The organism is Pseudomonas sp. BN607, assembly GCF_029871175.1.
Lineage (GTDB): Bacteria > Pseudomonadota > Gammaproteobacteria > Pseudomonadales > Pseudomonadaceae > Aquipseudomonas.
On the sequence record NZ_SSOE01000055.1, the window covers coordinates 57,187 to 83,661 of the forward strand.

Genomic DNA, 26,475 nt, shown 5'->3' on the forward strand with positions numbered 1-26,475 from the left:
GTGGTACGCCTGGCACATCGGTTGCACCAGTCATGCCCACAGCCTTATCAGTACGGGCGAGGAACCTTGTGAACACTGCACCCCGAGCAACGCCCCTGGCCTGGGTCAACGGCAGCGACGCGCCGGAAAAACCCAGCCTGAACATCGGCTACATGGCCCTGACCGACTGCGCCTCAGTGGTGGTTGCCGCCACCCAGGGCTTCGCCCAGCAGCACGGCCTTACCCTAAACCTCAAGCGCCAGGGCTCGTGGGCCGGGCTGCGCGACAAGCTGGTCAGTGGCGAACTGGATGCCGCGCACTGCTTGTATGGCCTGGTCTACGCCGTGCACCTGGGCATCGGCGGTGTAGCCGCCAGCGACATGGCAGTACTCATGGGCCTTAACCAGAACGCCCAGGCCATCAACCTGTCCCCGGCCTTGCAACGCAAAGGCGTGACCAACCCTGAAGCACTGGCCCGGCTGGTGCACCAGCATGGCGCACGACTGACATTCGCCCAGACGTTCCCCACTGGCACACACGCCATGTGGTTGTATTACTGGCTGGCCAGCCAGGGCATCCACCCGCTGCGCGATGTCGACAGTGTAGTGGTACCGCCTGCCCAGATGGCCGCGCACATCCAGGCCGGGCGTATCGACGGTTTCTGCGTCGGCGAGCCCTGGGCTGCCGACGCGGTGGCCAAAGGCCAAGGTTTCACCTTGGCCACCAGCCAGTCGATCTGGCCGGACCACCCGGAAAAGGTCCTGGCCTGTGCCCGAGCCTTTGCAGAGCAATACCCCAACAGCGCCCGCGCGTTGATCAAGGCAGTCCTCGCCGCCAGCCGCTTCATCGAACAAAGCCCGGAAAACCGCCGCGGCACTGCACAGCTGCTGAGCGGCAGCGCCTACCTGGACACCCCGCTGGGCAGCATCGCGCCGCGCCTGCTCGGCGACTATCACGATGGCCTCGGCAACCAGTGGCAAGACCCGCATGCCCTGCGCCTGTTCGACCATGGCCGGGTCAACCTGCCGTACTTGTCCGACGGCATGTGGTTCATGACCCAGTTCCGCCGCTGGGGCCTGCTGCGCGAAGACCCCGACTACCTTGGCGTAGCGCGCCAGGTCCAGCAACTGGCGCTGTACACCGAGGCGGCGAACAGCCTGGGCGTCACCTGCCCCGACCAGCCGATGCGCAGCAGCCTGCTGATCGACGGTACCCGCTGGGACGGCAGCGCCCCCTACGATTATGCCCGTAGCTTCAGCCTGCATGCGCTGGGCGAGCTGCCCGATGCACGTGTTGGCCTGTGAGAGGGACGAACATGCTGCGCATACTGTTGATCGACGACACCCAGAGCAAACTCGGCCGCCTCAAGGCAGCCTTGATCGAGGCCGGCTTCGAGGTCACCGAAGCCCCAGGCCTGACCATCGACCTGCCCGCGTGTGTCGAAACGGTGCGTCCGGACGTGGTGCTGATCGATACCGATTCCCCGGACCGCGATGTGATGGAGCAAGTGGTACTGGTCAGCCGTGACCAGCCGCGGCCCATTGTGCTGTTCACCGACGAGCACGACCCGGGGGTGATGCGCCAGGCGATCCAGGCCGGGGTCAGCGCCTATATCGTCGAAGGCATCCATGCTGCCCGGCTGCAGCCGATTCTGGATGTGGCCATGGCCCGCTTTGAAAGCGACCAGGCATTGAAAGCCCAACTGCTGGCGCGCGACCAGCAACTGGCCGAACGCAAACGCATCGAGCAGGCCAAGGGTTTGCTGATGAAAATGAAGGACTGCAATGAAGAGCAGGCCTACACCCTGATGCGCCGCCAGGCCATGAGCCGGCAGCAGAAACTCATCCAGGTGGCCGAGCAGATCATTGCCATGCACGAGATGCTCGGCTGATACGCTGGGCCTGAGAATCTTGGCGCCTGGCAGATCGAGCGCCGCCCGCGCGGCGCTCGATTCAACAGGCACCGAGCACCTCGAGACAAACCCTCCCAACAGTTGGCCCGTCTCTTGCTGAACAAATCTCACCGGTAGCCAACGGCGGTTGCCCCACTTAATCCCGACAAAGACGTCGCTCTCCCCTCCACAACCATGGAGCGGGTGGCGGCGTCTTTTTCGTTCCGTTGCATTGCCGAGTGAGGTGTTCGATGAGTACCAGCTTCTGGAAATCCGGGCATGTGCCCACGCTGTTCGCCGCGTTCCTGTACTTCGACCTCAGCTTCATGGTCTGGTACCTGCTGGGCCCGTTGGCGGTGCAGATTGCCGCCGACCTGCAACTGAGTGCACAACAACGGGGCCTGATGGTGGCGATGCCGATCCTCGCCGGGGCGATCCTGCGCTTCGCCATGGGCGTACTGGTGGACCGCCTGTCACCCAAAACCGCCGGCCTGATTGGCCAGGTGATCGTTATCGTTGCCTTGGCCGCTGCATGGCACCTGGGCGTGCACAGCTACGAACAGGCGCTGCTGCTGGGGGTATTCCTCGGCTTTGCCGGCGCCTCGTTCGCCGTGTCGCTGCCACTGGCCTCGCAGTGGTACCCACCGCAACACCAGGGCAAGGCGATGGGTATCGCTGGCGCCGGCAACTCCGGTACGGTGTTCGCCGCCCTGCTGGCGCCCGCATTGGCAGCGGGCTTTGGCTGGAACAACGTGTTCGGCTTTGCGCTGATCCCGCTGTCGCTGGCGCTGGTGGTATTCGCCCTGCTGGCGCGCAATGCCCCGCAACGGCCCAAGCCAAAAGCCATGGCCGACTACCTAAAGGCCTTGGGCGACCGCGACAGCTGGTGGTTCATGTTCTTCTACAGCGTCACCTTCGGCGGCTTCATCGGCCTGGCCAGCGCCTTGCCCGGCTACTTCAGCGACCAGTACGGCCTGAGCCCGGTCACCGCTGGCTACTACACCGCAGCCTGTGTGTTCGCCGGCAGCCTGATGCGCCCACTCGGCGGCGCCCTGGCCGACCGCTTCGGTGGCATCCGTACCCTGCTGGGCATGTACAGCGTGGCGGCCATCTGCATTGCTGCAGTGGGCTTCAACCTGCCGTCCGCCGCTGCCGCCTTGGCACTGTTCGTCAGCGCCATGCTCGGCCTGGGCGCAGGCAATGGCGCGGTCTTCCAGTTGGTGCCGCAGCGCTTCCGCCAGGAGATCGGCGTGATGACCGGGCTGATCGGCATGGCCGGCGGCATCGGCGGCTTTCTGCTGGCAGCCGGGCTTGGCACCATCAAGCAGCATACCGGCGATTACCAGCTGGGGCTGTGGCTGTTCGCCAGCCTGGGCCTGCTGGCCTGGTTCGGACTGCACGGCGTGAAACAACGCTGGCGCACCACCTGGGGCTCGGCTGCCGTTACTGCGGCACGGGTCTGAGGCACGCTGATGAGCCTGCAACTGAGCTTTGCCCAGGCCAGCGCTACCGGGCCGCGCACGGAAAACCAGGATGCCTTGCGCCTGGTGACTCCGGCGCCGGAGCTGGCCGCCAGCAAGGGCTACTTGTTCGCCTTGGCCGATGGCGTCAGCCAGTGCGCCGACGGTGGCTTGGCGGCCCGGGCCAGTCTGCAGGCCCTGGCCCTGGACTACTACGCCACCCCAGCCACCTGGAGCGTGGCCCAGGCCCTTGACCGGCTGTTGCTGGCGCAAAACCGCTGGCTGCGCGCCCAAGGCAGCGGCCAGCCGTTGCTGACCACCCTCAGCGCGCTAGTTCTGCGCGGCCGGCGCTTTACCCTCGCCCATGTCGGCGACTGCCGCGTGTACCGCTGGCACGACGGCCATCTGCAATGCCTGAGCGAGGACCATGTGTGGGACCAGCCAGGCATGCAGCATGTGCTGAAGCGCGCGCTGGGCCTGGACCAGCACCTGCTGGTGGATTACCTGGAAGGCGAGTTGCAGCCGGGCGAGTGCTTCCTGCTGCTTAGCGACGGTGTCTGGGCCAGCTTGGGTGACCAGCACATCCAGGCCGTGCTGCGCGACCAGCCCGACCTGCAATTGGCCGCCGACACGCTGGTTGCCAGCGCCCACCTCAATGGCAGCCAGGACAACGCCAGCGCCTTGCTGGTGCAGGTCGAGCAACTGGGCACCGCCAACCTGGGCGATACCCTCGCGCAGCTGCAGCAATGGCCGATACCCGGCCCGCTAAGGCCGGGCCAGCTAATCGACGGTTGGCAGGTTGAAAAACGCCATGCCCACAGCCGCCAGTCCCTGCTCTACCAGGTGCGCGACAGCCAGAACCAGGCCTGGTTGCTGAAGACCTTGCCCACCGTGCGCGAGCAGGAGCCGGGTGCTGCACAGGGGCTGTTGCTGGAAGAGTGGTTCCTGCGCCGCGTTGCCGGCCGGCACTTTCCAGAAGTGCACGCCGCCAGTCAGCGCCAGCACCTGTACTACGTGATGCGCCAATACCCCGGGCAAGACCTGGCCACACTGCTGGGCGAAAACGGCCCGTTGCCCCTCACCCAGTGGCTGGAGATCGCCCGGCAATTGCTGCAGGCAGTCGGCGTACTGCATCGGCGCAACCTGCTGCATCGCGACATCAAGCCGGACAACCTGCACCTTGGCCGCGATGGTCAGCTGCGCCTGCTGGACTTCGGCCTCGCCTATTGTCCAGGCCTGTCCGAGGACCCGCTTCACGATCTGCCCGGTACGCCCTCGTACCTCGCTCCGGAAGCATTCGACGGCCAGCCACCCAGCCCGCGTCAGGACTTGTATGCCGTGGGCGTGACGCTGTACCAGCTGCTGACCGGGCACTACCCGTATGGCGAAGTGGAAGCCTTCCAGCGCCCGCGCTTCAGCCAGCCGATCAACCCCTCACGTTACCGCCCAGACCTGCCGGAATGGTTGCAGCACAACCTGCAGCAGGCGGTGGCCGCCGATCCGGCGCAGCGCTTCGAAACTGCCGAACACTGGTTGCTCCTGCTTGAACGCGGCGACCGCCAGGAACTGACCAGCCGGCCACGACCATTGCTGGAGCGCGAACCGCTGAAGGTGTGGCGCACCCTGGCCCTGCTGTCGTTGCTGATAAACCTGATTTTGCTACTCACCCTGCTCAAGGGCTGAATACAGCTTGCCGATGAGGAAAACCTGATGAATGCAAAAGTGTGGCTGGTCGGTGCTGGCCCTGGTGACCCTGAACTGCTCACCCTCAAGGCCGTGCGCGCTTTGCAGCAAGCTGCCGTGGTGATGATCGACGACTTGGTCAACCCGGCGGTGCTGGGCCATTGCCCGCAGGCCCGAGTGATTGCCGTGGGCAAGCGCGGTGGCTGCCGCTCGACGCCGCAGGCGTTCATTCAGCGCCTGATGTTACGCCATGCGCGGCAGGGCCGTTGCGTGGTAAGGCTCAAGGGCGGTGACCCGTGCATTTTTGGCCGTGGCGGTGAAGAAGCGCTGTGGTTGCAGGGGCATGGTATCGACGTGGAAGTGGTCAACGGCATCACCGCAGGCCTGGCTGGGGCGACGCAGTGCGGCATCTCCCTCACCTCGCGGGGTGTGAGCCGAGGAGTCACCTTGGTGACGGCGCATACCCAGGATGACAGCGAGCTGAACTGGGCAGCATTGGCCCAGGCTGGCACGACGTTGGTGGTGTACATGGGGGTGGCGCGACTGGAGCAAGTGCGCCAGGGGTTGCTGGATGGCGGGATGGCGGCTGGGACGCCGGTGGCGATGATCGAGAATGCCTCGTTGCCGCAACAGCGCGAGTGCAGGAGCGATGTGTGGGGGATGGTCGAGGATGCGCGAGGGTTTGGGTTGCGTAGCCCCGCAATTCTGGTGATTGGCGAGGTAGCCGCAACGCCTGTGGGAGCGGCCTTGTATCGCGAAATGGCCGCGCAGCAACCCCTGCAACTGTTGCAACAACGCTGAAACCGGGGGGCCGCGTTGCTGCCCTTTCGCGACCCGCAGGGTGCGGGCAGGCCGGAAAATTCCAGGCAAAGAAAAACCCGGCCGAGGCCGGGTTTTTCGTGAAACATCAGGCCAATTACTTGGACTGAGCTTCAACCTGCGCTTCAACGCGACGGTTAACAGCGCGACCTTCTTCGGTGGCGTTGTCAGCAACCGGACGGGTTTCGCCGTAGCCAACCGAATCAACACGGCTGGATTCTACGCCGTACTGCTGGGTCAGTACCTGCTTGACAGCGTTGGCACGACGCTCGGACAGCTTCTGGTTGTAAGCGTCTGGGCCCACGGAGTCAGTGTGACCTTCAACCACGGTGGTGGTTTGTGGGTACTGCTTCATGAAGTCAGCCAGGTTCTTGATGTCGCCGTAGCTGTTTGGCTTGACGACCGACTTGTCGAAGTCGAACTTGACGTCCAGCTCAACGCGAACGACTTCGGCAACAGCCGGGCAGCCGTCGGCGTCAACGGTAACGTTGGCCGGGGTGTCAGGGCACTTGTCGACGTTGTCGCAAACACCGTCGTTGTCGGAGTCGGAGCAGACTTCAGCAACTGGAGCTGGAGCGGCTTCGGCTTGCTTCGGGCTACCGCCGAAGTTCAGGCCAACACCAACGCTTGGGGCCCACTCGGTGTCGCCCTGGTCGATGTTGTACTGAGCTTCTACGCCGGCACGGGCGTAGAACATGTCGGTGATGTACCACTTGGCGCCAGCGCCAACGTTGGCGAAGGTGGAGTGGTCACGACCGCCACGGCCGGTCTGGCCCAGCGACTGGTGCGAGAAACCAGCGGAAACGTACGGACGGATGGCGTCGTACGGGTTGTTGAAGTGGTAAACGGCGTCCAGGGCGGTGTTCGAGCCCTTGATGTTTTTGCCGTCTTCGCCACGAGCGTTGTGAACTTCGTCGTAGCCCAGACGCAGTTCAACGTCGTCGGTCAGGAAGTAACCGATCGAACCGCCGAACAGGTTGCCGTCGTTCTTGAAGTCGCGCTGGCTGTCGAAGAATTCCTTCTTGTAGAAGATTTCAGTCTCGACGGCGCCTTGACCTTGTGCCATAGCGCCAATCGAAGTGGCGGCTACAAGCGAACCAATGGCCAAGCCCAAGGTGTTTTTCAATTTCATCCGTTAAATCCCCATCTGGTGATAGTTAAGCAGTCCCACCACAAACAAGGGGGACAACTCGACGGCAAGTCTAGCAGAACTCGCCGATTCGTTAGAGATATTTGCACGCCACTAAGTTTCATCGAGGCCAGCAAATTTCTCCCGAAGCTTGTCTAGCGCGCGCTTGTAACGCATTTTCGTCGCGCTCAGGCCCATGTGCATGATGTCGGCAATTTCCTGAAATTCCAGTTCTGCGACAAAACGCAGCACCAGAATTTCCCGGTCAATCGGGTTCACATGCACCAGCCACTTGTCCAGCCCGCCTTTTTCTTCCGGCTTCGGGGCCTTGTCTTCGGACGCCTCTTCAACAGGGTCCAGACTCAAGGCATCCATCAACCGGCGTTTACGGCGCTCCTTGCGGTACTGGGTAATGCACTCGTTGTAGGTGATGCTGTAGAGCCAGGTCTTGAACTTGGATTTACCCTCGAAGTTCTTCAGCCCGTACAGCACTTTCAGCATCACTTCCTGACAGACATCGTCCGCGTCACGGTCGTTCCCCAGATAACGCGCACAGACGTTGAACAGGGTCCGCTGGTAGCGCCGCATGAGCTCCTCATAGGCGCGGGTAACGTGGTACAGCTCCTCATGCGAACGCGCCACCAACTCTTCATCGGTGAGCTCGCGGGGGTCATAACGCATGGGCGGCGAATGAACTTTATTCAAAACGGATCTGGCCGACAGTCAGGTCAATGTCGCCGCGCGACCCCGTGGGTCGAATTCGCGGCGGCATACATTAACAGCTTTTGAGCGGTTAGCGGCTATTGACACGCTGCTCGAGCAACTCGCGGTTGGACAGCGACACCAGTTCGCCATCATCGGTCAGCAGCGTGGTTTTTACCGTGCCGATTTCCTCGATCAGCCCTTCGACCTCTCCAATCCGCACTTGCTGGCCCACCTGAAACAGCTCGCGCACGTAGATGCCGGCCAGTATCTGCCCGGCGATCTCGCGGCTGCCAAGGCCCATGGCGAGGGCAACGGCCAGACCAACGGTAATCAGCCCGATCACGATCACGTGGTTCAACAGGTCGGTTTTCACCTCCAGCTGGCTGATGGCCACCGAGATGCTGATGATGATCACCAGACCCTGGGTGATCCGCCCAAGGCCCGCTGAATATTCCAGGCCGATGCCTTCGGCAGCACCGCGCACCAGGCCGTTGGCCACCTGCGCCAGCAGCACGCCGGCCAGCAACACCAGCGCTGCGCCGAACACCTTGGGCAGGTACAGGGCGAGCATGTCGAGGGTTGCCGAAACCCGCTCCAGGCCGAGCGATTCAGCGGCCGAAACGAGGAAGATGAGCAGCACGAACCAGTAGACGATCTTGCCGATCAAGGTCGAGATCGGCACCTGGATGCCAACCCGGCCGAGCATTTTGGTCAGGCCCGTGCCGGCCATCAGGCGGTCCAGGCCGAACTTGGCCAGCAGTTTGGACAGCAGCGTGTCGAGTAGCTTGGCCACCACGAAACCGAGCAGCACCACGACCAGCGCGCCGAACAGGTTGGGGATGAAGTTCGCTACCTTGGTCCAAAGGGCGGTCATCGCGGTGACCAGGCTCTGGGTCCAGAGATCGAGTTCCATATTCAATCGGCCTTATCTGCTTTGCTGCCGTTGGCAGCGTTGCGGGAAGAGTGTCGGCGCACCGGCGCGACATGCGCCGAGCCATTGTTCACGGCAATCAGCAGCGCCTGGCTCCAACGGCCAAGCAGGCTGAACAGATCGCCCGCACCCACCTGGCGGTTGGCGGTTTTCAGTACGCGACCCAGGCAAGCGGCGTCGTCCCGGTCGTCCCGGTCGTTGCCGGAGGGTGATGCCTTGAGCAGGTCGCGCAGGGATTCTTCAAACGGATCGTGCATGGGCACCTCGCGCAATGTCAGTGAGAGACGAGATGGCCGGGCGATGGGTCACACACCGGGTTGGGACGAATGTTTCAAAATGCACACCTACACCCATCGCAACCGCCGGAACAACCACCACTGCCCCACCGCCAACCCCAGTACCACAATGCAGGCAAACAGGAAGCCCAAGGGGTTTTCGGCCCCCGGGATGCCGCCGACATTGATACCCAGCAGCCCGGTGATGAAGCTCATGGGCAAAAAGATGCAGGTGATGATGCCGAAGCGGTACATGGTGCGGTTCATGCGCTCGCTACGGCGGCGGTCTTCGCTTTCCAGCACCAGCGCGGCGCGCTCCCGGGTCAGTTCCAGCTCCTCGAGGTAGCGGATCAGGCTGTTGTTGAGCTCGTTCCAGTAATCGGCATCGGCATTGGCGAACCAGCTCCATTTGCTGCGGGACAACTGGGCATAGATTTCCCGTTGCGGCGCCAGGAACCGGCGCAAGCCGGCGGCGCGGCGGCGGATCTGCTGCAGGCTGCCATGCTCCGGAGTGTACCGTTCGTCGGATTCGACCTTTTCTTCCTCCAGGTCGACCAGTTCGGCCAAGTCACTGACCAGTCCCTGAACCTTTTCGGTCAGCAGCTCGCCCATCAACAGCAACAATTCGGATGCCGATTTTGGCCCCCTGCCCTGCTCCAGCTGCTGCAGCACTTCATCACTGGCGCGCAGCGGCCGCAGCCGCAAAGAGATAACCCGCTGTGCCTCGGCGAAGATTCGCACCGAAACCATGTCTTCGGGCTCGGCGCCCGGATTGAGGTTGACCCCACGCAAAAACAGCAGCAGCTGTTCGTCCGCCATGGGTAGCAGGCGCGGCCGGGTGTTCTCTTCCAGCAGCAGTTCGCAGGCGAACTCGCTCAGGCCGCTGTCATGCAACAGCCAGGTGCGGGTTTGCGGATGGCTGCGATCCCAGTGCAGCCACAGGCTTTGCTCCGGTTGCAGCTGCAGGTCGTCCAGTTCGGTACGGGCAATCGAGCGCGCGCCACCTTTGCCATCGAGCACCAGGGCATGCACCAGCCCCCACTGCGCGTTGTCTTCCTCGAACATCAAAGCTCCATCAGCGCGTGTGGCGCATCACTCCGGCATTTTCAGCGGGCTTGGCGAGACCAGCACGCCATTGTTGTCGGCATAGACATACTCGCCCGGGCGGAAGGTCACGCCAGCGAAGGTCACTGCCACATTGAGGTCGCCGATGCCGCGCTTGTCGGTCTTCATCGGGTGGCTGGCCAACGCCTGCACGCCAACGTCGGTCTGGATCAGCACATCGACATCACGTACGCAGCCGTAGATCACCAGGCCTTCCCAGCCATTTTTGGCGGCCTTTTCGGCGAGCATGTCACCGAGCAGCGCGCGGCGCAGCGAACCACCACCATCGACCACCAGCACCTTGCCCTTGCCATCGCGTTCGACCTGCTCCTTGACCAGCGAGTTGTCTTCAAAGCACTTGATGGTGACGATCTGGCCGCCGAACGAATCACGGCCGCCGAAATTGCTGAACATCGGCTCCAGCACTTGTACCAGGTCCGGGTAGGCGTCGCACAGGTCGGGCGTTACGTAATGCTGCATAGGAAGCTCCTGTCAGTCACAACGAAAGCGGATATCGGCCAAGGCTACACCTTGGAGCCTGTCCTAGTCATCCGGGACCGGGCAGTCATTTGTCTTCATCCTGTACCGGCCGTTTCGCGGGCACGCCCGCACCCACAGGGATATCGCACGATTTGAGTGCTTCGAGATCCCTGTGGGAGCGGGCGTACCCGCGAAGAGGCCCGTGCAGACAAAACAAGGTCAACTGGCTGGCAAAGGCTCCGCAGCCACAGTGGACGCATGCACCGGCAGCAGCGGGTTGCGCAGCCAGCGCTCCACCAGCGGCCACACCTGCACCTGCGCGGCCTTGCTCACCAGCATGTCGACGTGCCCAAAGGCGTCGAAACCTTCTTCACGACCCAGCCGCAGGAATTGCTTGCGCGCGCCACCCAACTGCTCGAACAGCTTTCGACAAGCCCACACTGGGTCCTGGAAGTCCCCTGCACCGGCCACTGCCAACAGCGGTACGTCCACTTCAGCCAGCCCTGCCCACCAATCGTTCTGCTTGTCGCCAAAGCGCCCGAACAGGCCATGCCAGCGCATGCTTTCCAGGGCCAGCCCAATCGGTTCGTCCTCGGGCCCACGCTTGAAGCGCGGGCCCGAAATCTGCCCCCACCGCTTGAGTACCAGCTTCGCGCCCCAGGCCAGCGGCGGCACTTTCAACGGCCAGTACACACGGCTGATCTGGGTGCCGAACAGCGCCACACTGGCGACTTGCCCCGGCTCCAGGAAACCGCCACCCAGCGCTGCCGCCAATGTCGTCCCACCCAACGAATGGCCCACCCAGTGCGGCGCCTGGCCCGATTGCTCGCGCACGAAGGCGTTGATCAGCGGCAAGTCATCACGGGCGTAGGCAGCGACACTGTTGTGCTTCCAGGCAAGGTTGCGCGGCGACAGACCGTGGCCACGCATTTCCGGGATCCATACATCGAAACCGGCGCGCGCCAAATAGGCACCCAGGCCTACGCCTTTGGGCGAATACCAGAAGCGCCGGTTGGAAAAGCTGCCGTGCAGAAGAATGACCGGCACGCCCTGGGCCTCGCCCTGGTCGGCCAGCCCCAGTCGGGTCACGGCCAGCTCGACGCTGGGGTCAGGGCCGTTGCCGGCCTTGATCCGGTACACGTCTTCGCTGAGGTCGCCGCGGCGCTCGGCACTGAGCAAGGCCACGGGAAATAGAGTGCTGCTGCTTTGCATAAGGTTGCTTGGTGCACAAAAAAGGGCGGGATCCATTGCTGGAGCTCGCCCTGGAAAAAACCAGGCGGGGGTACGCCAGACGTCCCCCCGCGTTGTATTGCGTCAGGCCGCGCCTTGGCCTTCGGCCAGGAAGAACCAGGTTTCGAGCACCGAGTCCGGGTTCAGCGACACGCTTTCGATGCCTTGTTCCATCAGCCACTTGGCCAGGTCCGGGTGGTCCGACGGGCCCTGGCCGCAGATGCCGATGTACTTGCCGGCCTTGTTGCACGCGGCAATGGCGTTGGCCAGCAGCTTCTTCACCGCAGGGTTACGCTCGTCGAACAGGTGGGCGATGATCCCGGAGTCACGGTCCAGGCCCAGGGTCAGCTGGGTCAGGTCGTTGGAGCCGATCGAGAAGCCGTCGAAGTACTCAAGGAACTCTTCGGCCAGAATGGCGTTGGACGGCAGTTCGCACATCATGATCACGCGCAGACCGTTGTCGCCACGCGCCAGGCCGTTTTCGGCAAGCAGGTCGACGACCTGGCTGGCTTCGCCCAGGGTGCGCACGAACGGCACCATGATCTCGACGTTGGTCAGGCCCATCTCGTTGCGCACACGCTTGAGCGCACGGCATTCCAGCTCGAAGCAGTCACGGAACGATTCGCTGATGTAGCGCGATGCACCGCGGAAGCCCAGCATCGGGTTTTCTTCTTCTGGCTCGTACAGCTTGCCGCCGATCAGGTTGGCGTACTCGTTGGACTTGAAGTCCGACAGGCGCACGATGACCTTTTTCGGGTAGAAGGCCGCCGCCAGGGTGCTGATACCCTCGACCAGCTTCTCGACATAGAAGCCAACCGGGTCGTTGTAGCCGGCAATGCGCTTGTCGACGCTGTCTTTCAGGTCGGCTGGCAGGCCCGCGTAGTTCAGCAGTGCCTTGGGGTGCACGCCGATCATGCGGTTGATGATGAATTCCAGGCGCGCCAGGCCCACACCGGCGTTCGGCAGCTGGGCGAAATCAAAGGCACGGTCCGGGTTGCCGACGTTCATCATGATCTTGAACGGCAGCTCGGGCATGGCATCGACCGAGTTCTGCTTGATGTCGAAGCCCAGCTCACCTTCGAAGATGAAGCCGGTATCGCCTTCGGCGCAGGAAACGGTCACGCCCTGGCCGTCTTTCAGCACCTGGGTAGCGTTGCCGCAACCGACCACGGCCGGGATGCCCAGCTCACGGGCAATGATCGCCGCGTGGCAGGTACGCCCGCCGCGGTTGGTGACGATGGCGCTGGCGCGCTTCATCACCGGCTCCCAGTCCGGGTCGGTCATGTCGGAAACCAGTACGTCGCCCGGCTGGACCTTGTCCATTTCCGATACGTCGTTGATGACGCGAACCTTGCCGGCGCCGATGCGCTGGCCGATGGCACGGCCTTCGACCAGTACGGTGCCCTTTTCCTTCAGCAGGTAGCGTTCCATGACATTGGCGCTGGAACGGCTCTTCACCGTCTCAGGGCGGGCCTGGACGATGTACAGCTTGCCGTCGTCGCCGTCCTTGGCCCACTCGATGTCCATCGGGCGCTGGTAGTGCTGCTCGATGATCATGGCCTGCTTGGCCAGTTCGCTGACCTCGGCATCGGTCAGGCAGAAGCGTGCGCGCTCGGCGCGGTCGACTTCGACGGTCTTGACCGAGCGACCGGCCTTGGCTTCGTCGCCATAGACCATCTTGATCGCCTTGCTGCCCAGGTTGCGGCGCAGGATGGCCGGGCGACCGGCCTGCAAGGTGTTCTTGTGCACATAGAATTCGTCAGGGTTGACCGCACCCTGTACCACGGTTTCGCCCAGGCCATAGGCGCCGGTGATGAATACCACGTCACGGAAGCCCGACTCGGTGTCGAGGGTGAACATGACGCCGGCGGTGCCGGTTTCGGAGCGGACCATGCGCTGCACGCCGGCGGACAGGGCGACCAGCTTGTGGTCGAAGCCCTGGTGCACGCGGTAGGCGATGGCGCGGTCGTTGAACAGCGAGGCGAACACTTCCTTGGCCGCGCGGATCACGTTGTCGACGCCACGGATGTTGAGGAAGGTTTCCTGCTGGCCGGCGAACGAGGCGTCCGGCAGGTCTTCGGCGGTCGCCGAGGAACGCACGGCCACGGCCATATTATCGTTGCCGGCAGCCATCGCAGCGAACGCGGTTCGGATTTCCGAATCCAGGCGTGGCGGGAATTCGGCTTCCATGACCCACTGGCGGATTTGCGCGCCAGTCTTGGTCAGGGCATTGATGTCATCCACGTCGAGGGCATCGAGCGCGGCATGAATCTTGTCATTCAGACCACTCTGTTCGAGAAAATCGCGGTACGCCTGCGCCGTAGTGGCAAAGCCGCCCGGCACCGATACACCAGCACCGGCAAGGTTGCTGATCATCTCGCCCAGGGATGCGTTCTTGCCCCCCACATGCTCCACATCATGGACGCCGAGCTTATCGAGGGAAACTACGTACTCTACCAAGGTGATCTCTCCACTAACTGTGTTGGAAAAGCTCAAAAGGCGCCCGCCTGTCTTCGGTGACTTGGCCGGGCGTTTGTGGCCTGTACCTGGAAAATAGGGTCTGCAATTGTGGCAGAATGCCGAACAGCCGCATTCGGCAAACCGAACCTATCATATCCAAGAATCGTCATCAGCTTAAGGCCCAGATCGCAAATGAAACGAACCGCGTTCTTCATCTCCGACGGCACCGGTATCACTGCCGAAACCCTGGGCCAGAGTCTGCTCGCGCAATTCGAGAGCATACCGTTCAACAAATTCACTCGCCCCTACATCGATTCGCCAGACAAGGCGCGGACCATGGTCCAGCAAATCAACGCCGCGGCCGAGCGTGACGGGGTGCGCCCGATCATCTTCGACACCATCGTCAACCAGGACATCCGCGAAATCCTGGCGACGTCGAACGGCTTCATGATCGACATCTTTTCTTCGTTTTTATCCCCGCTCGAGCAAGAATTGACCGCCCATTCGTCGTATTCCGTGGGCAAATCGCACTCGATCGGCGGCAATTCCAACTACATGGAACGCATTGAGGCGGTCAACTTTGCCCTCGATAACGATGACGGCGCACGTACCCACTACTACGACAAGGCCGACCTGATCCTGGTGGGCGTGTCGCGCTGCGGCAAGACCCCTACCTGCCTGTACATGGCCATGCAGTTCGGCATCCGTGCTGCCAACTACCCGCTGACCGAAGACGACATGGAGCGCCTGCAGTTGCCGGCAGTGCTGAAAAAGCACCACAACAAACTGTTCGGGCTGACCATCGACCCCGACCGACTGACCGCCATTCGCCACGAGCGCAAGCCCAACAGCCGTTATTCCAGCTTTGCCCAGTGCGAGTTCGAAGTGCGCGAGGTGGAGAGCCTGTTCCGCCGGGAGAACATCCCCAACATCAACTCCACACATTTTTCGGTGGAAGAAATTTCCGCCAAGATCCTGGTCGAGAAAGGTGTGGAGCGGCGGTTCAAGTAAGCCTGTACCGGCCGCTTCGCGGGGCAAGCCCGCTCCCACAGGTGCTCCATTGCCTTCAGGTTCAGTAGAGCACCTGTGGGAGCGGGCTTGCCCCGCGAAGAGGCCACTACAGACAAAAGAAAAGCCCCGGCATCACTGCCGGGGCTTTGTTTTAACGCACCACAAGGCTCAGGACGGTACCACCGCTGCCTGCCCGCTCATCGCCAGGTCGACCAGCTCGCGGTTGGCGACCGCGTACATCGCGTAGTCGGTACCGGTGGCATTGCGCAGGTCGTCCAGCATGGCGCGCCAGCGCTCTACCATCACCCGATGCTGCTCGGCCCAAAGGGCCACACGGGCGTCCATGTCCTCCGGGGCATCGGCCATCTGCAGTACCGAGATGGTGATGGCCCGCTGCTGCAGGTCGATATCATCACGGAACGCTTCGCGAGCCAGTGCCTGCCAGTTGTTTTCCACCGGCAGGTTACTGATTTCCTGCAAGTACCAGGTCAGGTCCAGCGCGCTGCCCACGGCGAAGAACGCCTTGGCCACCTGCGCCGGGTCATGCCCGGTGACGTCGGCCGCCTCGATGATCGGCAGCAGGGTATACAGGTGACTGGTGCCGGCCACCATGCGCGCCAGCAACTCCGGTACACCAGCCTCGACGAAGCCTTGGTAGCGCACCATCCAGCGTTCGCGGGTTGGGCCTTCGAGCAGCTCGTCGAGCTTGAGCCCCAGCTGCGCGATCTTCGGCCCGAAGTGCGCCGTGTCACGGCCAGCGTCCTGCTCATTACGGCGGCTGCGCAGGAACCAACGGGTCGCCCGCCGGCCCAGGCGCATCAGCTCGTCCATCAGGGTCAGCTGGATTTCCGCCGGCACCTGGTAGTCGAGCGCCTCGATCTGACGGAACCAGTGCGGCAGGTGGAAGATGTCACGCACGATCACGTAGGCCCCGGCCACATTGGCCGGGCTCATGCCAGTCGACTCCTTCAGGCGCTGGACAAAGGTGATACCCATGTTGTTGACCAGGTCGTTGGCGATCTGGGTGCTGACGATTTCGCGCTTCAGGCGGTGACGGCGCATGGCCTCGGCAAACTTGTTGACCAGCGACGGCGGGAAGGCGGTTTCCATGTCGCGGGTCAGGTAGTCGTCGTCCGGTACCAGCGACTTCAGCAATTGCTCCTTGAGGTCGATCTTGCTGTACGAGATCAGCACCGACAGCTCGGCGCGGGTCAGCCCCTGGCCGGCAGCCAGGCGTTCGGCAAGCTGCTCTTCCGACGGCAGGAACTCGATGGCGCGGTCGAGCTTGCCACGCGCTTCAAGGTCGGCCATCAGGCGCTTGTACTCGGCAATCCGCTCACGGGCGCGGCGGGCGGCCAGTGACAGCGCCTGGGTCTGCTTGTAGTTGTTGCCCAGCACCAGGGCGCCCACTTCGTCGGTCATGCTGCCGAGCAGCTGGTTGCGCTGCTTCTCGGTCATGTCGCCACCCTGCACCACTTCGTTGAGCAGGATTTTGATATTGACCTCGTGGTCGGAGCAGTCCACGCCCCCGGCGTTGTCGATGAAGTCGGTGTTGGTGGCGCCGCCGTTCAGGCCGAACTCGACCCGACCGAGCTGGGTCATGCCCAGGTTGCCGCCCTCACCCACCACCTTGCAGCGCAGTTCGTTGCCGTTGACCCGCAACGCATCGTTGGCCTTGTCGCCGACATCGGCGTGGCTCTCCGTACTGGCCTTGACATAGGTCCCGATGCCACCGTTCCACAGCAGGTCTACCGGGGCCTTGAGCAGCGCATTGAGCAGCTCGGTCGGGGTCAAACGGTCGGCTTCGATGGCGAAGCGCTCTTTCATCTGCGGGCTGATGGCGATGCTCTTGGCACTGCGCGGGAAGATCCCGCCGCCTTCGGACATGATGCTGGTGTCGTAGTCGCTCCAGGCCGAGCGCGGCAAGTCGAACAGGCGCTTGCGTTCAGCGAAGCTGGAAGCGGGCTCCGGGTTGGGGTCGATGAAGATATGCAGGTGGTTGAACGCTGCCACCAGTTGCAGCTTGTCGGACATCAGCAGGCCGTTGCCGAACACGTCGCCCGCCATGTCGCCCACGCCAATGACGGTGATCGGGTCCTCCTGCACGTTGATGCCGCGTTCGCGGAAGTGGCGTTGCACGCCGACCCAGGCGCCGCGCGCGGTAATGCCCATCTTCTTGTGGTCGTAACCGGCCGAACCGCCGGAGGCAAAAGCATCGCCCAGCCAGAAACCGTAGTCGATGGCGATGCCGTTGGCGATGTCGGAGAAGGTCGCAGTACCTTTGTCGGCCGCTACCACCAGGTACGGGTCGTCATCGTCATGGCGCACCACGTTGGCTGGCGGCACCACGCCACCGTCTTTCAGGTTGTCGGTGATATCGAGCAGGCCGGAAATGAAGATGCGATAGCACGCCACGCCTTCAGCGGCGATCTCGTCACGGCTGCCACCCAACGGCAGACGACGCGGCAGGAAACCACCCTTGGCGCCGACCGGCACGATGACCGAGTTCTTCACCTGCTGGGCTTTCACCAGTCCCAGCACTTCGGTACGGAAGTCCTCTTCGCGGTCGGACCAGCGCAGGCCACCACGGGCAACGTTGCCAAAGCGCAGGTGCACGCCTTCGACCCGTGGCGAATAGACGAAAATCTCGAACTTGGGAACCGGCTTGGGCAGCTCGGGGATCAGCTTGGGGTTGAACTTGAAGCTGAAGTACGACTTGTTCTGGCCATTGGCATCCGGCTGGTAGAAGTTGGTGCGCAGGGTGGCCTTGATCAGGTCCAGGTAGCGGCGCAGGATGCGGTCTTCGTTGAGCACCTGCACGTCGTCCAGGGCGCTGAGGATGGCCTGTTCCAGGCGCAGTTGCTTGTCGTCCAGGTCGTCCTGGGTAAGCTTGCGCGCCAGGTAGAAGCGGGTCTTGAACAACCGGGTCAGCTCACGGGCAATGCCGGTGTGGTTGTTCAGGGTGCTGGCGATATAGCCCAGGTCGAAGCCCAGACGGATCTGTTTCAGGTAGCGCGCGTAGGCACGCAGCAGGGCCACGTCGCGCCACGGCAGGCCGGCGGTGAGCACCAGGCGGTTGAAAGCGTCGTTCTCGGCATCCCCACGGACAATGTGGATGAAGGCGTCCTGCAGGGTGTCGTTGAGCTGCTGGATATCCAGGCTCAGGCCTTCGCTGTAGGTGAACGCAAAGTCGTGGATCCAGTACTCGCGGCCATTGGCATGGCGCAGGCGGTACGGGAACTCGCCCAGCACACGCAGGCCGAGGTTTTCCAGGATCGGCAGCACGTCAGACAACGCCAGCGGAGTGTCGGCGTGGTACAGCTTGCAGTGCAGGATGCGCTCGCCCACCTGGGTCAGCGGCTGGTAGAAGCTCATCGCCAGCGGTTTGCTTTCCGACAGGTTCACCACGTGCTGCAGGTCGACCACCGCCGAGTGGGCGGCAAAGCGCTCGCGGTAGCCGGCCGGGAAGCCCTTGGGGAAATCGGCGAGGATGTTGGTGCCCTGCGCTTCACCGAAGTTCTCGACCACCAGCGTCGAGTAATCGTCTTGCCACGAGCGGCAGGCCTGGATCACTTCACGTTCCAGCTGCTGCGGGTCGATGTCGATGCGGTTTTTCGGGTCGACCCGCAAAATCAGCTGCACACGGGCCAGCACCGACTCAGAGAAGAAAGTCCAGAACTCGCAGTCGCTGGCCTTCAGGCGCTCCATCAGTACGTGCTGGATCTTCTGCCGCACTTCGGTGGAGTAGATTTCCCGCGGCACGTACGCCAGGCAGTAGCAGAAGCGGCCGTACGGGTCCTTGCGCAGGAACACGCGGATCTTGTTGCGTTCCTGGATCTGCACAATCGCCATGACCGTGGTGAACAGCTCGTCGATCGGGGTCTGGAACAGGTCGTCACGTGGCAGGACTTCCAGCACCTGGGCCAGCTCTTTGCCCAAGTGGGCCTTGGGGTCGAAGCCCGAGCGGCGCTCGACTTCGGCCACCTTCACGCGGATATACGGAATGGCATGCACGCTTTCGCCGTACACCGACGAGGTGTACAAGCCCATGAAGCGATGTTCCTTGATGACCTTGCCGTCGGCGTCCAGCTGGCGGATCGACACGTAGTCCGGGTAGGCCGGGCGGTGCACACGGCTCGGTAACGCAGCCTTGGCGAACGACAGCAGAAGCGGCTCGTTGAGGTAGGCCACGGCGTAGTCTTCGATGCGCAGCTCTTCTGCGGTCAGGCCCACGCGCAGACGGCGCGGCAGGCCGAGGAACGACTGCTCGTCGTAGACCATCTGGCCGCCACCGGCGTCGCCCTTGACGGTGAATTCTTCATAGCCCAGGAAGGTGAAATGGTTGTCCAGCAGCCACTCGAGGAAGGCCTTCACCTCACCCTTTTCGTGTTGCGCCGGGCCGAAGGCTGTCTGTTCCACTTGCGCCACCACTTCGCGCAGCTTGGCCTTCATCGGTTCGAAGTCGGCGACCGCCACGCGCACCTCGGCCAGCACCTGCTCGATCTCGCGGGTCAGCACGGTAAGTTCCGCGGCGTTGGCGCAGCGGTCGATCTCCAGGTACATCAGCGACTCGTGCTGTACCCCCTCGCCCTGGCTGCCCTTGGGCAGCAGTTCCAGCAGCTCCCCCTTGGCACCACGGCGCACACTGAGCACGGTGGTCTGCAGGGTATGGATGCTGTAGCCACGGCGGTTGAGCTCGGTGCGTACCGAGTCGACCAGGAACGGCAGGTCATGGTGCAGCACTTCGACCACGGTGTGGGTCGATTGCCAGCCGTTGCGTTCGTAATCGGGGTTGTACACCCGTACTTGCGGGTATTCGGGGTCGAAGCGTTCGATGATGCGCCAGGCTGACAGGGTGCAGCCGGCCAGGTCGGAAAGCCTGCGCTGGGTGAGTTCGTCCAGAGAGATGATGCCGAAGAACTGTTCGGCGAACAGCGCCACTTGTGGCAGGGACTGTTCGCTGATGTGCTGCGCCAGGGCCGCTTGCAGTTGGTGCTGGAAGTCGGCTTTGCTGGCTGCGGTGAAGAACGCCATCTGTGGTACTCCGCTTGGGCTTTGTAATAGTTGAAGCGTCGCTGCGTGCGCCATCTACGGGTCAACAATAGCCAACCCGTGGCAAGGCGGACGGTAAAAACCAGACGTTGACGTGCGCAGGCACGCCCAGGGCTCGCCGAAGCTTAACGACTGAGCGGTCATCAAGGCTTGCAGCGCTGCGACAATTTCGGTCAAGGGGGGGTAACTTTACGTTTATGCATGTAGCCAAGACTGTCAGAATTCCCTTCCGTTTCCTTTGATCCGAGCCTGCTCATGCAAATCGACACCGCCCTGCTGTTCGCCACCCCTTGCGACGATGAGGAAGACAACATGGCGACCCTGTGCTGCCACAGCGACAAGGGTCAGATGTTTCTGCTTACCCGCTACCCGGACGAAGACACCGTCGACCTGACCCTGGATGACGAGCCGTCGACGCTGGACGGGCTGAAAGTGACCCTGAGCGCCAAGCGCCTGCTGATCGAAGTGGCGGCCGGCGACCGCGATGCGCTAAAGGGCGATGACGTGCTGGAGATCAACCTGACCAGCGATCTGAGTGACATGGATGAGGTGAGGGAAACCCTGGAGAACATCCTGGCCGGTACTGGAACCTTGGTCTGCGAGCTTTGAACCGTGCCCCTGACTAGTGGGAACGCGGTCCCTGTGGGAGCGGCCTAGTGTCGCGATAGGGCCGCGCAGCGGCCCCAGCAATCTATGCATAATGTCGAGATCCTGGGGCCGCTGCGCGGCCCTTTCGCGACGCAAGGCCGCTCCCACAGGGATCGCGCCAGCTTTTAGAAATTGAGCAAGACAGTTGCCCCCACAATGATCAGTCCAGCGCCTGCTGCATCTCTTTGGCCTGCACCCGCAACGCCTCGCAAAACGGCTCCACCGCTGCCGATGCCGGCCGATGGTCCGGGCGTATCAGCATTACCTGATAGGGCACCGAAACCCGTAACCTGCGGATCGGCAGCCCGCCTTGTGCCGCCTCCAGCCCGCTCAGCGGGTTGATGATCGCCACCCCCAGGCCTTGCCTGACCATGGCGCACACCGAAGCGGCACTGGTGGTTTCGATGACCGTGCGGCGGTTAACCCCAGCCGCACGAAAGTGCTGATCCAGACGCTGGCGGTAGGTATCCAGGCTGGCCAGGTTGATGAAATCGACCTCATGGAAATCACTCAGCTCCAGTTCAGCCTTCACCTGCAGCGGGTGATGCTCGGGCAACACGCACACCATGTTGGCACTGAACAGCAATTCACCATACGCGCCGCGCGGTATCTGTTCGACTTCAGTCAGGCCAAGGTCATGCTGCTGGGCAACCAGTGACTCCTCCAGCAAAGGCGACTCCTGCGCCAGAATGCTCACACTGACGCCGCTGTGCTGCTGGTGAAAACGCTGGCAAGCCTTGGGCAACAGGGTTTGCGAGAACAGCGGCAGGCAAGTAATGGCCAGCCGGCCCTGCTCGAAGTTGCGAATGGCCTGGGCAAAACGGTCGATCCGCTCCAGCCCGACATAGGCCCGCTCAACCTCCTCGATCAACAGCAACGCCTGGGCCGTGGCCACCAGGCGGCCGCCCTCGCGTTCGAACAGGTTCAGCCCGGTGACTTGCTCCAACCGGGCCAACTCACGGCTGACGGTGGGCTGCGAGGTGAACAACAGACGCGCCGCCCCTGTGACGCTACCGGCTGCCATGATGGCGCGGAATACTTCGATATGGCGGACAGACAGTTTCACGGCAACACCCCCAGATCAACACACCCCATATCAGATATGAATGGCACACTGAAAAAAAGCTATTTTTCTGAATCACTGCTTTTAGCTCATTCTCGTGGTATTCCTTTAACGAGTAGCGCCACCATGACTGCACCCTTCACCCTCCTGGCCGAGGCGGTTCGCCAGCACGGCTCGCCGCTGTGGGCCTACGATGCCAGCACCATCGCCGCGCGCGTCGCGCAGCTGAAGGTGTTCGACACCGTGCGCTTCGCCCAGAAAGCCAACCCCAACCTGCACGTCCTGCGGCTGATGCGCGCCCACGGCCTGGTGCTGGACGCGGTCTCGCTGGGTGAGATGGAGCGGGCGTTCGCGGCCGGTGCCAGCGTTGAGGGTGATCCGGCCGGCGTGGTGCTGACCTGCGACGCCCTGGACCGTTCCACACTGGAGCGGGTGGTGGCAGAGAAGATAGAAGTCAACGCCGGCTCCATTGACATGCTGCGCCAGCTCGGTGAACGCTCCCCTGGCCACCGCGTGTGGATTCGCATCAATCCGGGCTTCGGCCATGGCCACAGCCGCAAGACCAACACCGGGGGCGAAAACAGCAAGCACGGCATCTGGCACGAAGAGCTGGACGACGCGCTGGCGTGCATCAAGGCCCACGGCCTGCACCTGGTGGGCGTGCACATGCACATTGGCTCCGGGGTCGATTACCAGCACCTGGAACAGGTCGCCCGCTCGATGATCGAGCTGATCGGCCGCCTGGGCGTGGACATCGAGGCGTTTTCCATCGGCGGTGGGCTTTCGACTCCCTATCGCCACACCGACAAGCCCGTCGACCTGCAGCGCTATGCCCAGACCTGGGCGGTGGCACGCAAGGAAATCGAAGCGATGCTGGGCCACCCCGTGCGTATGGAAATCGAGCCAGGGCGCTTCCTGGTGGCCGAGTCGGGCTACCTCGTGGCGGAAGTGCGCGCCGTGAAGCAAGTGGGCCGCAATACCTTCGTCATGATCGACGCCGGCTTCAACGACCTGATGCGCCCGGCGATGTACGGTGCCTACCACGGCATGACCCTGCTCGATGCCAACGGCCAGCCGGTGGACCGCCCACGGCAGCCGACCGTGGTGGCAGGGCCGTTGTGTGAATCGGGTGACGTGTTCACGCAGGATGACCAGGAGCTGACCCCGCAGGACCTGCCCCGGGCACAGGTGGGCGACCTGCTGGTGATTCACGATGCCGGGGCCTACGGCGCGTCGATGTCGTCGAACTACAACAGTCGGCCGCTGCTGCCGGAGTTTCTGATCGAGAACGGCGCACTGCGGATGATTCGCCGACGGCAGACGGTGCAGGACCTGCTAGGCCTGGAGGCGGGTTTCTAGCCAAACACACCCGGCGATTGCGCAACCTCATGCCATGCGGGCTGGAGCATTCAACATTTGGCCGCTGTTACACTGTCAATCGATGAAATTGGCAAGCCAGAGCAAGGGTATGAATCCGACGCGCTACTCCACCGTGGCAAAGGACTTGATGCAAGCGATTGCCAGCGGCCGGTACCCCGTGGGCAGCCTGCTGCCGACCGAGTTCGAGCTGTGCGACCTTTACGGTGTGAGCCGACACACAGTGCGTGCCGCTATCGACCAGTTGCTCAGCCAAGGGCTGGTGTCGCGGCGCAAGCGCGTGGGCACGCGGGTAGAGGCCAGCAGCCCGCGCGGCGGCTATTCGCAATCGTTGGCCTGCGTGGCCGACCTGGCGCACCTGGCAGACACTCAGCAGCGTGAAATCCAGAACGTGCGCCATTTTGTCGCCGACCAGAGCGAGGCGGCGAGGCTGGGGTTGGTGCCGGGGGAGCAGTACTTTTGTGTTTCGAGCATCCGCGTCGACCGGCAGCACAATGGCGCGCCGCTGTGCTGGACCGACGTGTATGCACAACGCGACTACACCAAGGTCATCGAGGTGGCCCGCGAGCACCCTGACCAACTGATTGCCGAGTTGATCGAACAACACTATGGCAGGGCGATTTCAGTGGTCGACCAGCAGGTGCGCGCGGTGTTGCTGACAGCGGAAATGGCTCGGGCGCTGAAGGCCGAGGCAGGCTCACCGGGGCTGAAGATCATCCGCCAATACCGCGAGGAAAATGGTGATTTGATGGCGGTCTCAGAGACCGTGCACCCGGATGACCGCTTTACCTTTGTCACCCAGATGCGCCGCGACCGCTCCCCCGCCTGATCAGTCAGGCATGCACAGGTCGTGTAACTTTCAACGTATGAACAAGGCAGTTGCTGCCAGAGCGCCAACTGGGGAAAGCGGTTGCAGGGAGGATCTGCCAGGTCTATAAGCGCTCAACTGAACATGAGGTCAACAGGCATGGCGGACAACACGCGGATGCTCACAGTAGGTGAAGTGGCCAGACGCAGCGGCGTGGCGGTGTCGGCGCTGCACTTCTACGAATCCAAGGGGCTGATCGCCAGCGTCCGTACGGCAGGCAACCAGCGCCGCTTTCCGTCGCTGGTGCTGCGTACGCTGGCGATCATCAAGGTGGCTCAGCGCACGGGTATTGCGCTGGAGGAAATCAAACAGGCCTTCAGCCGCTATGCGCCCAACAGCAAACTCACGGCAGCGCAATGGGGTGAGATGTCCACGGCCTGGCGCGAAGACCTGAATGCCCGCATTCGCACACTGGAAGCACTGCGCGACAGCCTGGACAACTGCATCGGCTGTGGTTGCCTGTCGCTGGAGGACTGCCCCCTGCGCAACCCCGAGGATGTGCTGGCCAAGGAAGGCCCCGGGGCGCGGATCCTCGAGAAGAAATCCCGTTAGCCTGCAGAGTTCCACGCGGGCCGTGCAAACCTTGCAGTTTTGAGACAGACAGTTGCATTTACAAAGGCCGCATGCGCCACCCCGTTTGTCCGCCGTACTGATGGCAGAAAGGGTTTGGAACCATCACCGCCCTTCATCGCCCTAACCCTGTGCTGTTAACCCAAAGCCGATCACAGGAAGGAACAAAGTCATCATGAAACGTGAACAGATCGAAGGCGTTGCTGAAAACCTCGCAGGCAAGGCGCAGAGCGCTGTAGGCCGACTGGTCGAAGATCCGGCGCTGGAGGCCGAAGGCGATGGGCGTCAGGCCGCAGGCCAGCTGACCAAGACATATGGTGACGCGCTGGACACCGTGTCCTCATTCGTCAAGGAAAAGCCCGTCGCCGCACTGGCCATCACCGCCGCCGTCACGCTGATAGTCTCTCGCCTGCTGCGCCGCTGAACAGGGCTGCGCAAGCAGGGCCTGGGCCGGGTGTGGGATCCGGCCCGCGCCATCACCAGATGGCGATATCGTAGGTAAGGTACAGACGATTGCTATCGCGCCCACGGGCGAAATCCGAACGATAGACATAGTTTCGCCATTTCACGCCCAGACCTTTCAGCGGCCCGCCCTGCACCACGTAGGCCAGCTCGGCGTCACGCTCCCACTCCTTGAGGCCCTCGGCGCCTGACCGGCCATTGTCGCCACTGAGGTATCGCGCCATGAAGGTCAAACCCGGTACCCCGGCGGCAGCGAAGTTGTAGGCGTAGCTGGCCATCCAGGTCTTCTCTTCCTCTTCGATGAACTTGCCGATGCCGACGTTGCTGAACGAATAGACCGTTGCCCCACTGATATACGGCAGCCCCGCTTCACCATCGAGCACCTGGTAACCTGCGCCGACGGTGTGCCCGGAGTGGGCGTACGACAGTTGGCCACTGAACATGTCGTTGTCGATGCCACCGCCATACGCCGTACCGCTGTCGCGGCTTTTGAAGTAACGCAGGTCGGTGGTCAGCACGCCGCCGCCCAGCGGCAGGTCGTGCACCAGCCCGGCGAAGTCCTGGCGGTAGAAATGCTCGAGCTCGCCATGAAAATAACTCAGGCGCAGTTGCTTGCTGACGGCATAGTCAGCACCGGCGAAGCTGAAGTCGCCAGACGCTGGGCCGCCATACCCGTCCAGGTACAACCCGGTGCTATTGGATGAGTCGCGCTGTTTGAAGCGGTCCAGGTGGCCGGCGGTAAGGGTGAGGTTGTCGATGTCGGTGCTGGTCAGCTGGGTTCCCTGATAAGTCTGCGGCAGCAGGCGTGCATCGTTGTACACCAGTATCGGCGTCTTTGGCAGCAAGGTGCCGTGCCTGACCACGGTGCCGGCCAGGCGGGCTTTGGCCGTGACCCCGGCACTGGCGAACTCATCCGCCGCGCGGCCATCGTCATGCACCGGCAGCAGCCCGGTGCCGCTGCGCCCACGGCCAGAGTCGAGCTTGAAGCCGACCAGGCCCAAGGCGTCGAGACCCAGACCGAGAGTGCCTTGGGTGAAGCCGGACTGGTAATCGAGCAGAAAGCCCTGGGCCCATTCCACCCGTTCGCTTTTGGCTGTGGCGGCAGCGCGGGGGCTCATACCCTGCTCGTCACGGAAATTCTCGTTGAAATACACGTTGCGCAACTGCAGCTTGAGCTTGCTGTCATCGACAAAACCGGAAGCGCCGGCAACAGGCAGCCAGCCGCAAAGCAGGCCACAGGTGGCCCCACGGAACACAGCTCGGGACATGATCGATACT

Annotated in this window: 22 protein-coding genes; 11 read left to right on the top strand and 11 right to left on the bottom strand. The window is 62.8% G+C overall.

Annotated elements, in window-relative coordinates; all coding sequences use genetic code 11:
* Positions 1–68: 68 nt before the first annotated feature.
* The 5 genes from E8E68_RS13745 to cobA all read left to right on the top strand — a co-directional run bounded on the left by E8E68_RS13745 (position 69) and on the right by cobA (position 5,814).
* Entirely contained in the window at positions 69–1,283 is a 1,215-nt protein-coding gene (locus E8E68_RS13745) for a CmpA/NrtA family ABC transporter substrate-binding protein (RefSeq protein WP_266030924.1), read from the top strand.
* Positions 1,284–1,294: 11 nt separating this feature from the next.
* Positions 1,295–1,870, top strand: coding sequence for an ANTAR domain-containing protein (locus tag E8E68_RS13750; RefSeq protein WP_110745831.1), 576 nt, complete (start codon positions 1,295–1,297; stop codon positions 1,868–1,870).
* A 251-nt stretch (positions 1,871–2,121) separates the two neighbouring features.
* Positions 2,122–3,333 (top strand): nitrate/nitrite transporter, encoded by a 1,212-nt coding sequence (locus E8E68_RS13755; RefSeq protein ID WP_110745832.1) that lies wholly within the window; start codon positions 2,122–2,124, stop codon positions 3,331–3,333.
* A gap of 9 nt (positions 3,334–3,342) precedes the next feature.
* On the top strand, positions 3,343–5,013 hold the full coding sequence (locus E8E68_RS13760; protein WP_266030928.1) for a bifunctional protein-serine/threonine kinase/phosphatase: 1,671 nt from the start codon (positions 3,343–3,345) through the stop codon (positions 5,011–5,013).
* 27 nt (positions 5,014–5,040) lie between these two features.
* Positions 5,041–5,814 (top strand): uroporphyrinogen-III C-methyltransferase, encoded by a 774-nt coding sequence (gene cobA / locus E8E68_RS13765; RefSeq protein WP_266030931.1) that lies wholly within the window; start codon positions 5,041–5,043, stop codon positions 5,812–5,814.
* 115 nt (positions 5,815–5,929) lie between these two features.
* On the opposite strand, the gene E8E68_RS13770 is transcribed toward cobA, so the two are convergent.
* The 8 genes from E8E68_RS13770 to ppsA all read right to left on the bottom strand — a co-directional run bounded on the left by E8E68_RS13770 (position 5,930) and on the right by ppsA (position 14,146).
* On the bottom strand, positions 5,930–6,964 hold the full coding sequence (locus E8E68_RS13770) for an OmpA family protein (protein WP_110745834.1): 1,035 nt from the start codon (positions 6,962–6,964) through the stop codon (positions 5,930–5,932).
* Between the two features lie 111 nt (positions 6,965–7,075).
* Positions 7,076–7,642 (bottom strand): RNA polymerase sigma factor SigX, encoded by a 567-nt coding sequence (gene sigX, locus E8E68_RS13775; protein ID WP_003248665.1) that lies wholly within the window; start codon positions 7,640–7,642, stop codon positions 7,076–7,078.
* A gap of 112 nt (positions 7,643–7,754) precedes the next feature.
* Complete coding sequence (locus E8E68_RS13780; protein WP_110745835.1) at positions 7,755–8,579, bottom strand: mechanosensitive ion channel domain-containing protein; 825 nt, start codon at positions 8,577–8,579, stop codon at positions 7,755–7,757.
* A 2-nt stretch (positions 8,580–8,581) separates the two neighbouring features.
* On the bottom strand, positions 8,582–8,854 hold the full coding sequence (locus E8E68_RS13785; RefSeq protein WP_010953087.1) for a hypothetical protein: 273 nt from the start codon (positions 8,852–8,854) through the stop codon (positions 8,582–8,584).
* Positions 8,855–8,941: 87 nt separating this feature from the next.
* The gene (locus tag E8E68_RS13790) at positions 8,942–9,937 is read right to left on the bottom strand and encodes a zinc transporter ZntB (protein ID WP_266030937.1); all 996 of its coding nucleotides are present in this window, start codon (positions 9,935–9,937) and stop codon (positions 8,942–8,944) included.
* Between the two features lie 27 nt (positions 9,938–9,964).
* Complete coding sequence (gene rraA, locus E8E68_RS13795; protein ID WP_266030939.1) at positions 9,965–10,456, bottom strand: ribonuclease E activity regulator RraA; 492 nt, start codon at positions 10,454–10,456, stop codon at positions 9,965–9,967.
* 219 nt (positions 10,457–10,675) lie between these two features.
* On the bottom strand, positions 10,676–11,668 hold the full coding sequence (locus E8E68_RS13800; protein WP_266030942.1) for an alpha/beta fold hydrolase: 993 nt from the start codon (positions 11,666–11,668) through the stop codon (positions 10,676–10,678).
* Between the two features lie 102 nt (positions 11,669–11,770).
* Positions 11,771–14,146 carry a phosphoenolpyruvate synthase gene (ppsA, locus tag E8E68_RS13805; protein ID WP_110745839.1) on the bottom strand — a complete coding sequence of 792 codons (2,376 nt, stop codon included), beginning with the start codon at positions 14,144–14,146 and terminating at the stop codon, positions 11,771–11,773.
* A gap of 192 nt (positions 14,147–14,338) precedes the next feature.
* Between ppsA and E8E68_RS13810 the strand changes: the two genes are divergently transcribed.
* Positions 14,339–15,157: a pyruvate, water dikinase regulatory protein gene (locus tag E8E68_RS13810; RefSeq protein WP_012271263.1), complete on the top strand. Its 819-nt coding sequence runs from the start codon at positions 14,339–14,341 to the stop codon at positions 15,155–15,157.
* Positions 15,158–15,325: 168 nt separating this feature from the next.
* Here the strand turns inward: E8E68_RS13810 and E8E68_RS13815 are convergent, their stop codons facing one another.
* Positions 15,326–20,191, bottom strand: coding sequence for an NAD-glutamate dehydrogenase (locus tag E8E68_RS13815; protein WP_266030948.1), 4,866 nt, complete (start codon positions 20,189–20,191; stop codon positions 15,326–15,328).
* Between the two features lie 273 nt (positions 20,192–20,464).
* Between E8E68_RS13815 and E8E68_RS13820 the strand changes: the two genes are divergently transcribed.
* Positions 20,465–20,818 (top strand): hypothetical protein, encoded by a 354-nt coding sequence (locus E8E68_RS13820; protein ID WP_280342212.1) that lies wholly within the window; start codon positions 20,465–20,467, stop codon positions 20,816–20,818.
* A gap of 199 nt (positions 20,819–21,017) precedes the next feature.
* On the opposite strand, the gene E8E68_RS13825 is transcribed toward E8E68_RS13820, so the two are convergent.
* A complete protein-coding gene (locus E8E68_RS13825) occupies positions 21,018–21,923 on the bottom strand; it encodes a LysR family transcriptional regulator (RefSeq protein WP_014591822.1) in 906 nt (301 codons plus the stop codon).
* 123 nt (positions 21,924–22,046) lie between these two features.
* Between E8E68_RS13825 and lysA the strand changes: the two genes are divergently transcribed.
* The 4 genes from lysA (at position 22,047) to E8E68_RS13845 (ending at position 25,159) form a co-directional block, all read left to right on the top strand.
* Positions 22,047–23,279 (top strand): diaminopimelate decarboxylase, encoded by a 1,233-nt coding sequence (gene lysA / locus E8E68_RS13830; protein WP_266030953.1) that lies wholly within the window; start codon positions 22,047–22,049, stop codon positions 23,277–23,279.
* A 109-nt stretch (positions 23,280–23,388) separates the two neighbouring features.
* Complete coding sequence (locus E8E68_RS13835) at positions 23,389–24,126, top strand: GntR family transcriptional regulator (protein WP_280342215.1); 738 nt, start codon at positions 23,389–23,391, stop codon at positions 24,124–24,126.
* 156 nt (positions 24,127–24,282) lie between these two features.
* The gene (gene soxR / locus E8E68_RS13840) at positions 24,283–24,717 is read left to right on the top strand and encodes a redox-sensitive transcriptional activator SoxR (RefSeq protein ID WP_346648904.1); all 435 of its coding nucleotides are present in this window, start codon (positions 24,283–24,285) and stop codon (positions 24,715–24,717) included.
* A 193-nt stretch (positions 24,718–24,910) separates the two neighbouring features.
* Positions 24,911–25,159 (top strand): CsbD family protein, encoded by a 249-nt coding sequence (locus E8E68_RS13845; protein ID WP_110748459.1) that lies wholly within the window; start codon positions 24,911–24,913, stop codon positions 25,157–25,159.
* Between the two features lie 52 nt (positions 25,160–25,211).
* Here E8E68_RS13845 and E8E68_RS13850 read toward each other — a convergent pair whose 3' ends face one another.
* Positions 25,212–26,465: an OprD family porin gene (locus E8E68_RS13850; RefSeq protein ID WP_280342220.1), complete on the bottom strand. Its 1,254-nt coding sequence runs from the start codon at positions 26,463–26,465 to the stop codon at positions 25,212–25,214.
* Between the last annotated feature and the right edge of the window lie 10 nt (positions 26,466–26,475).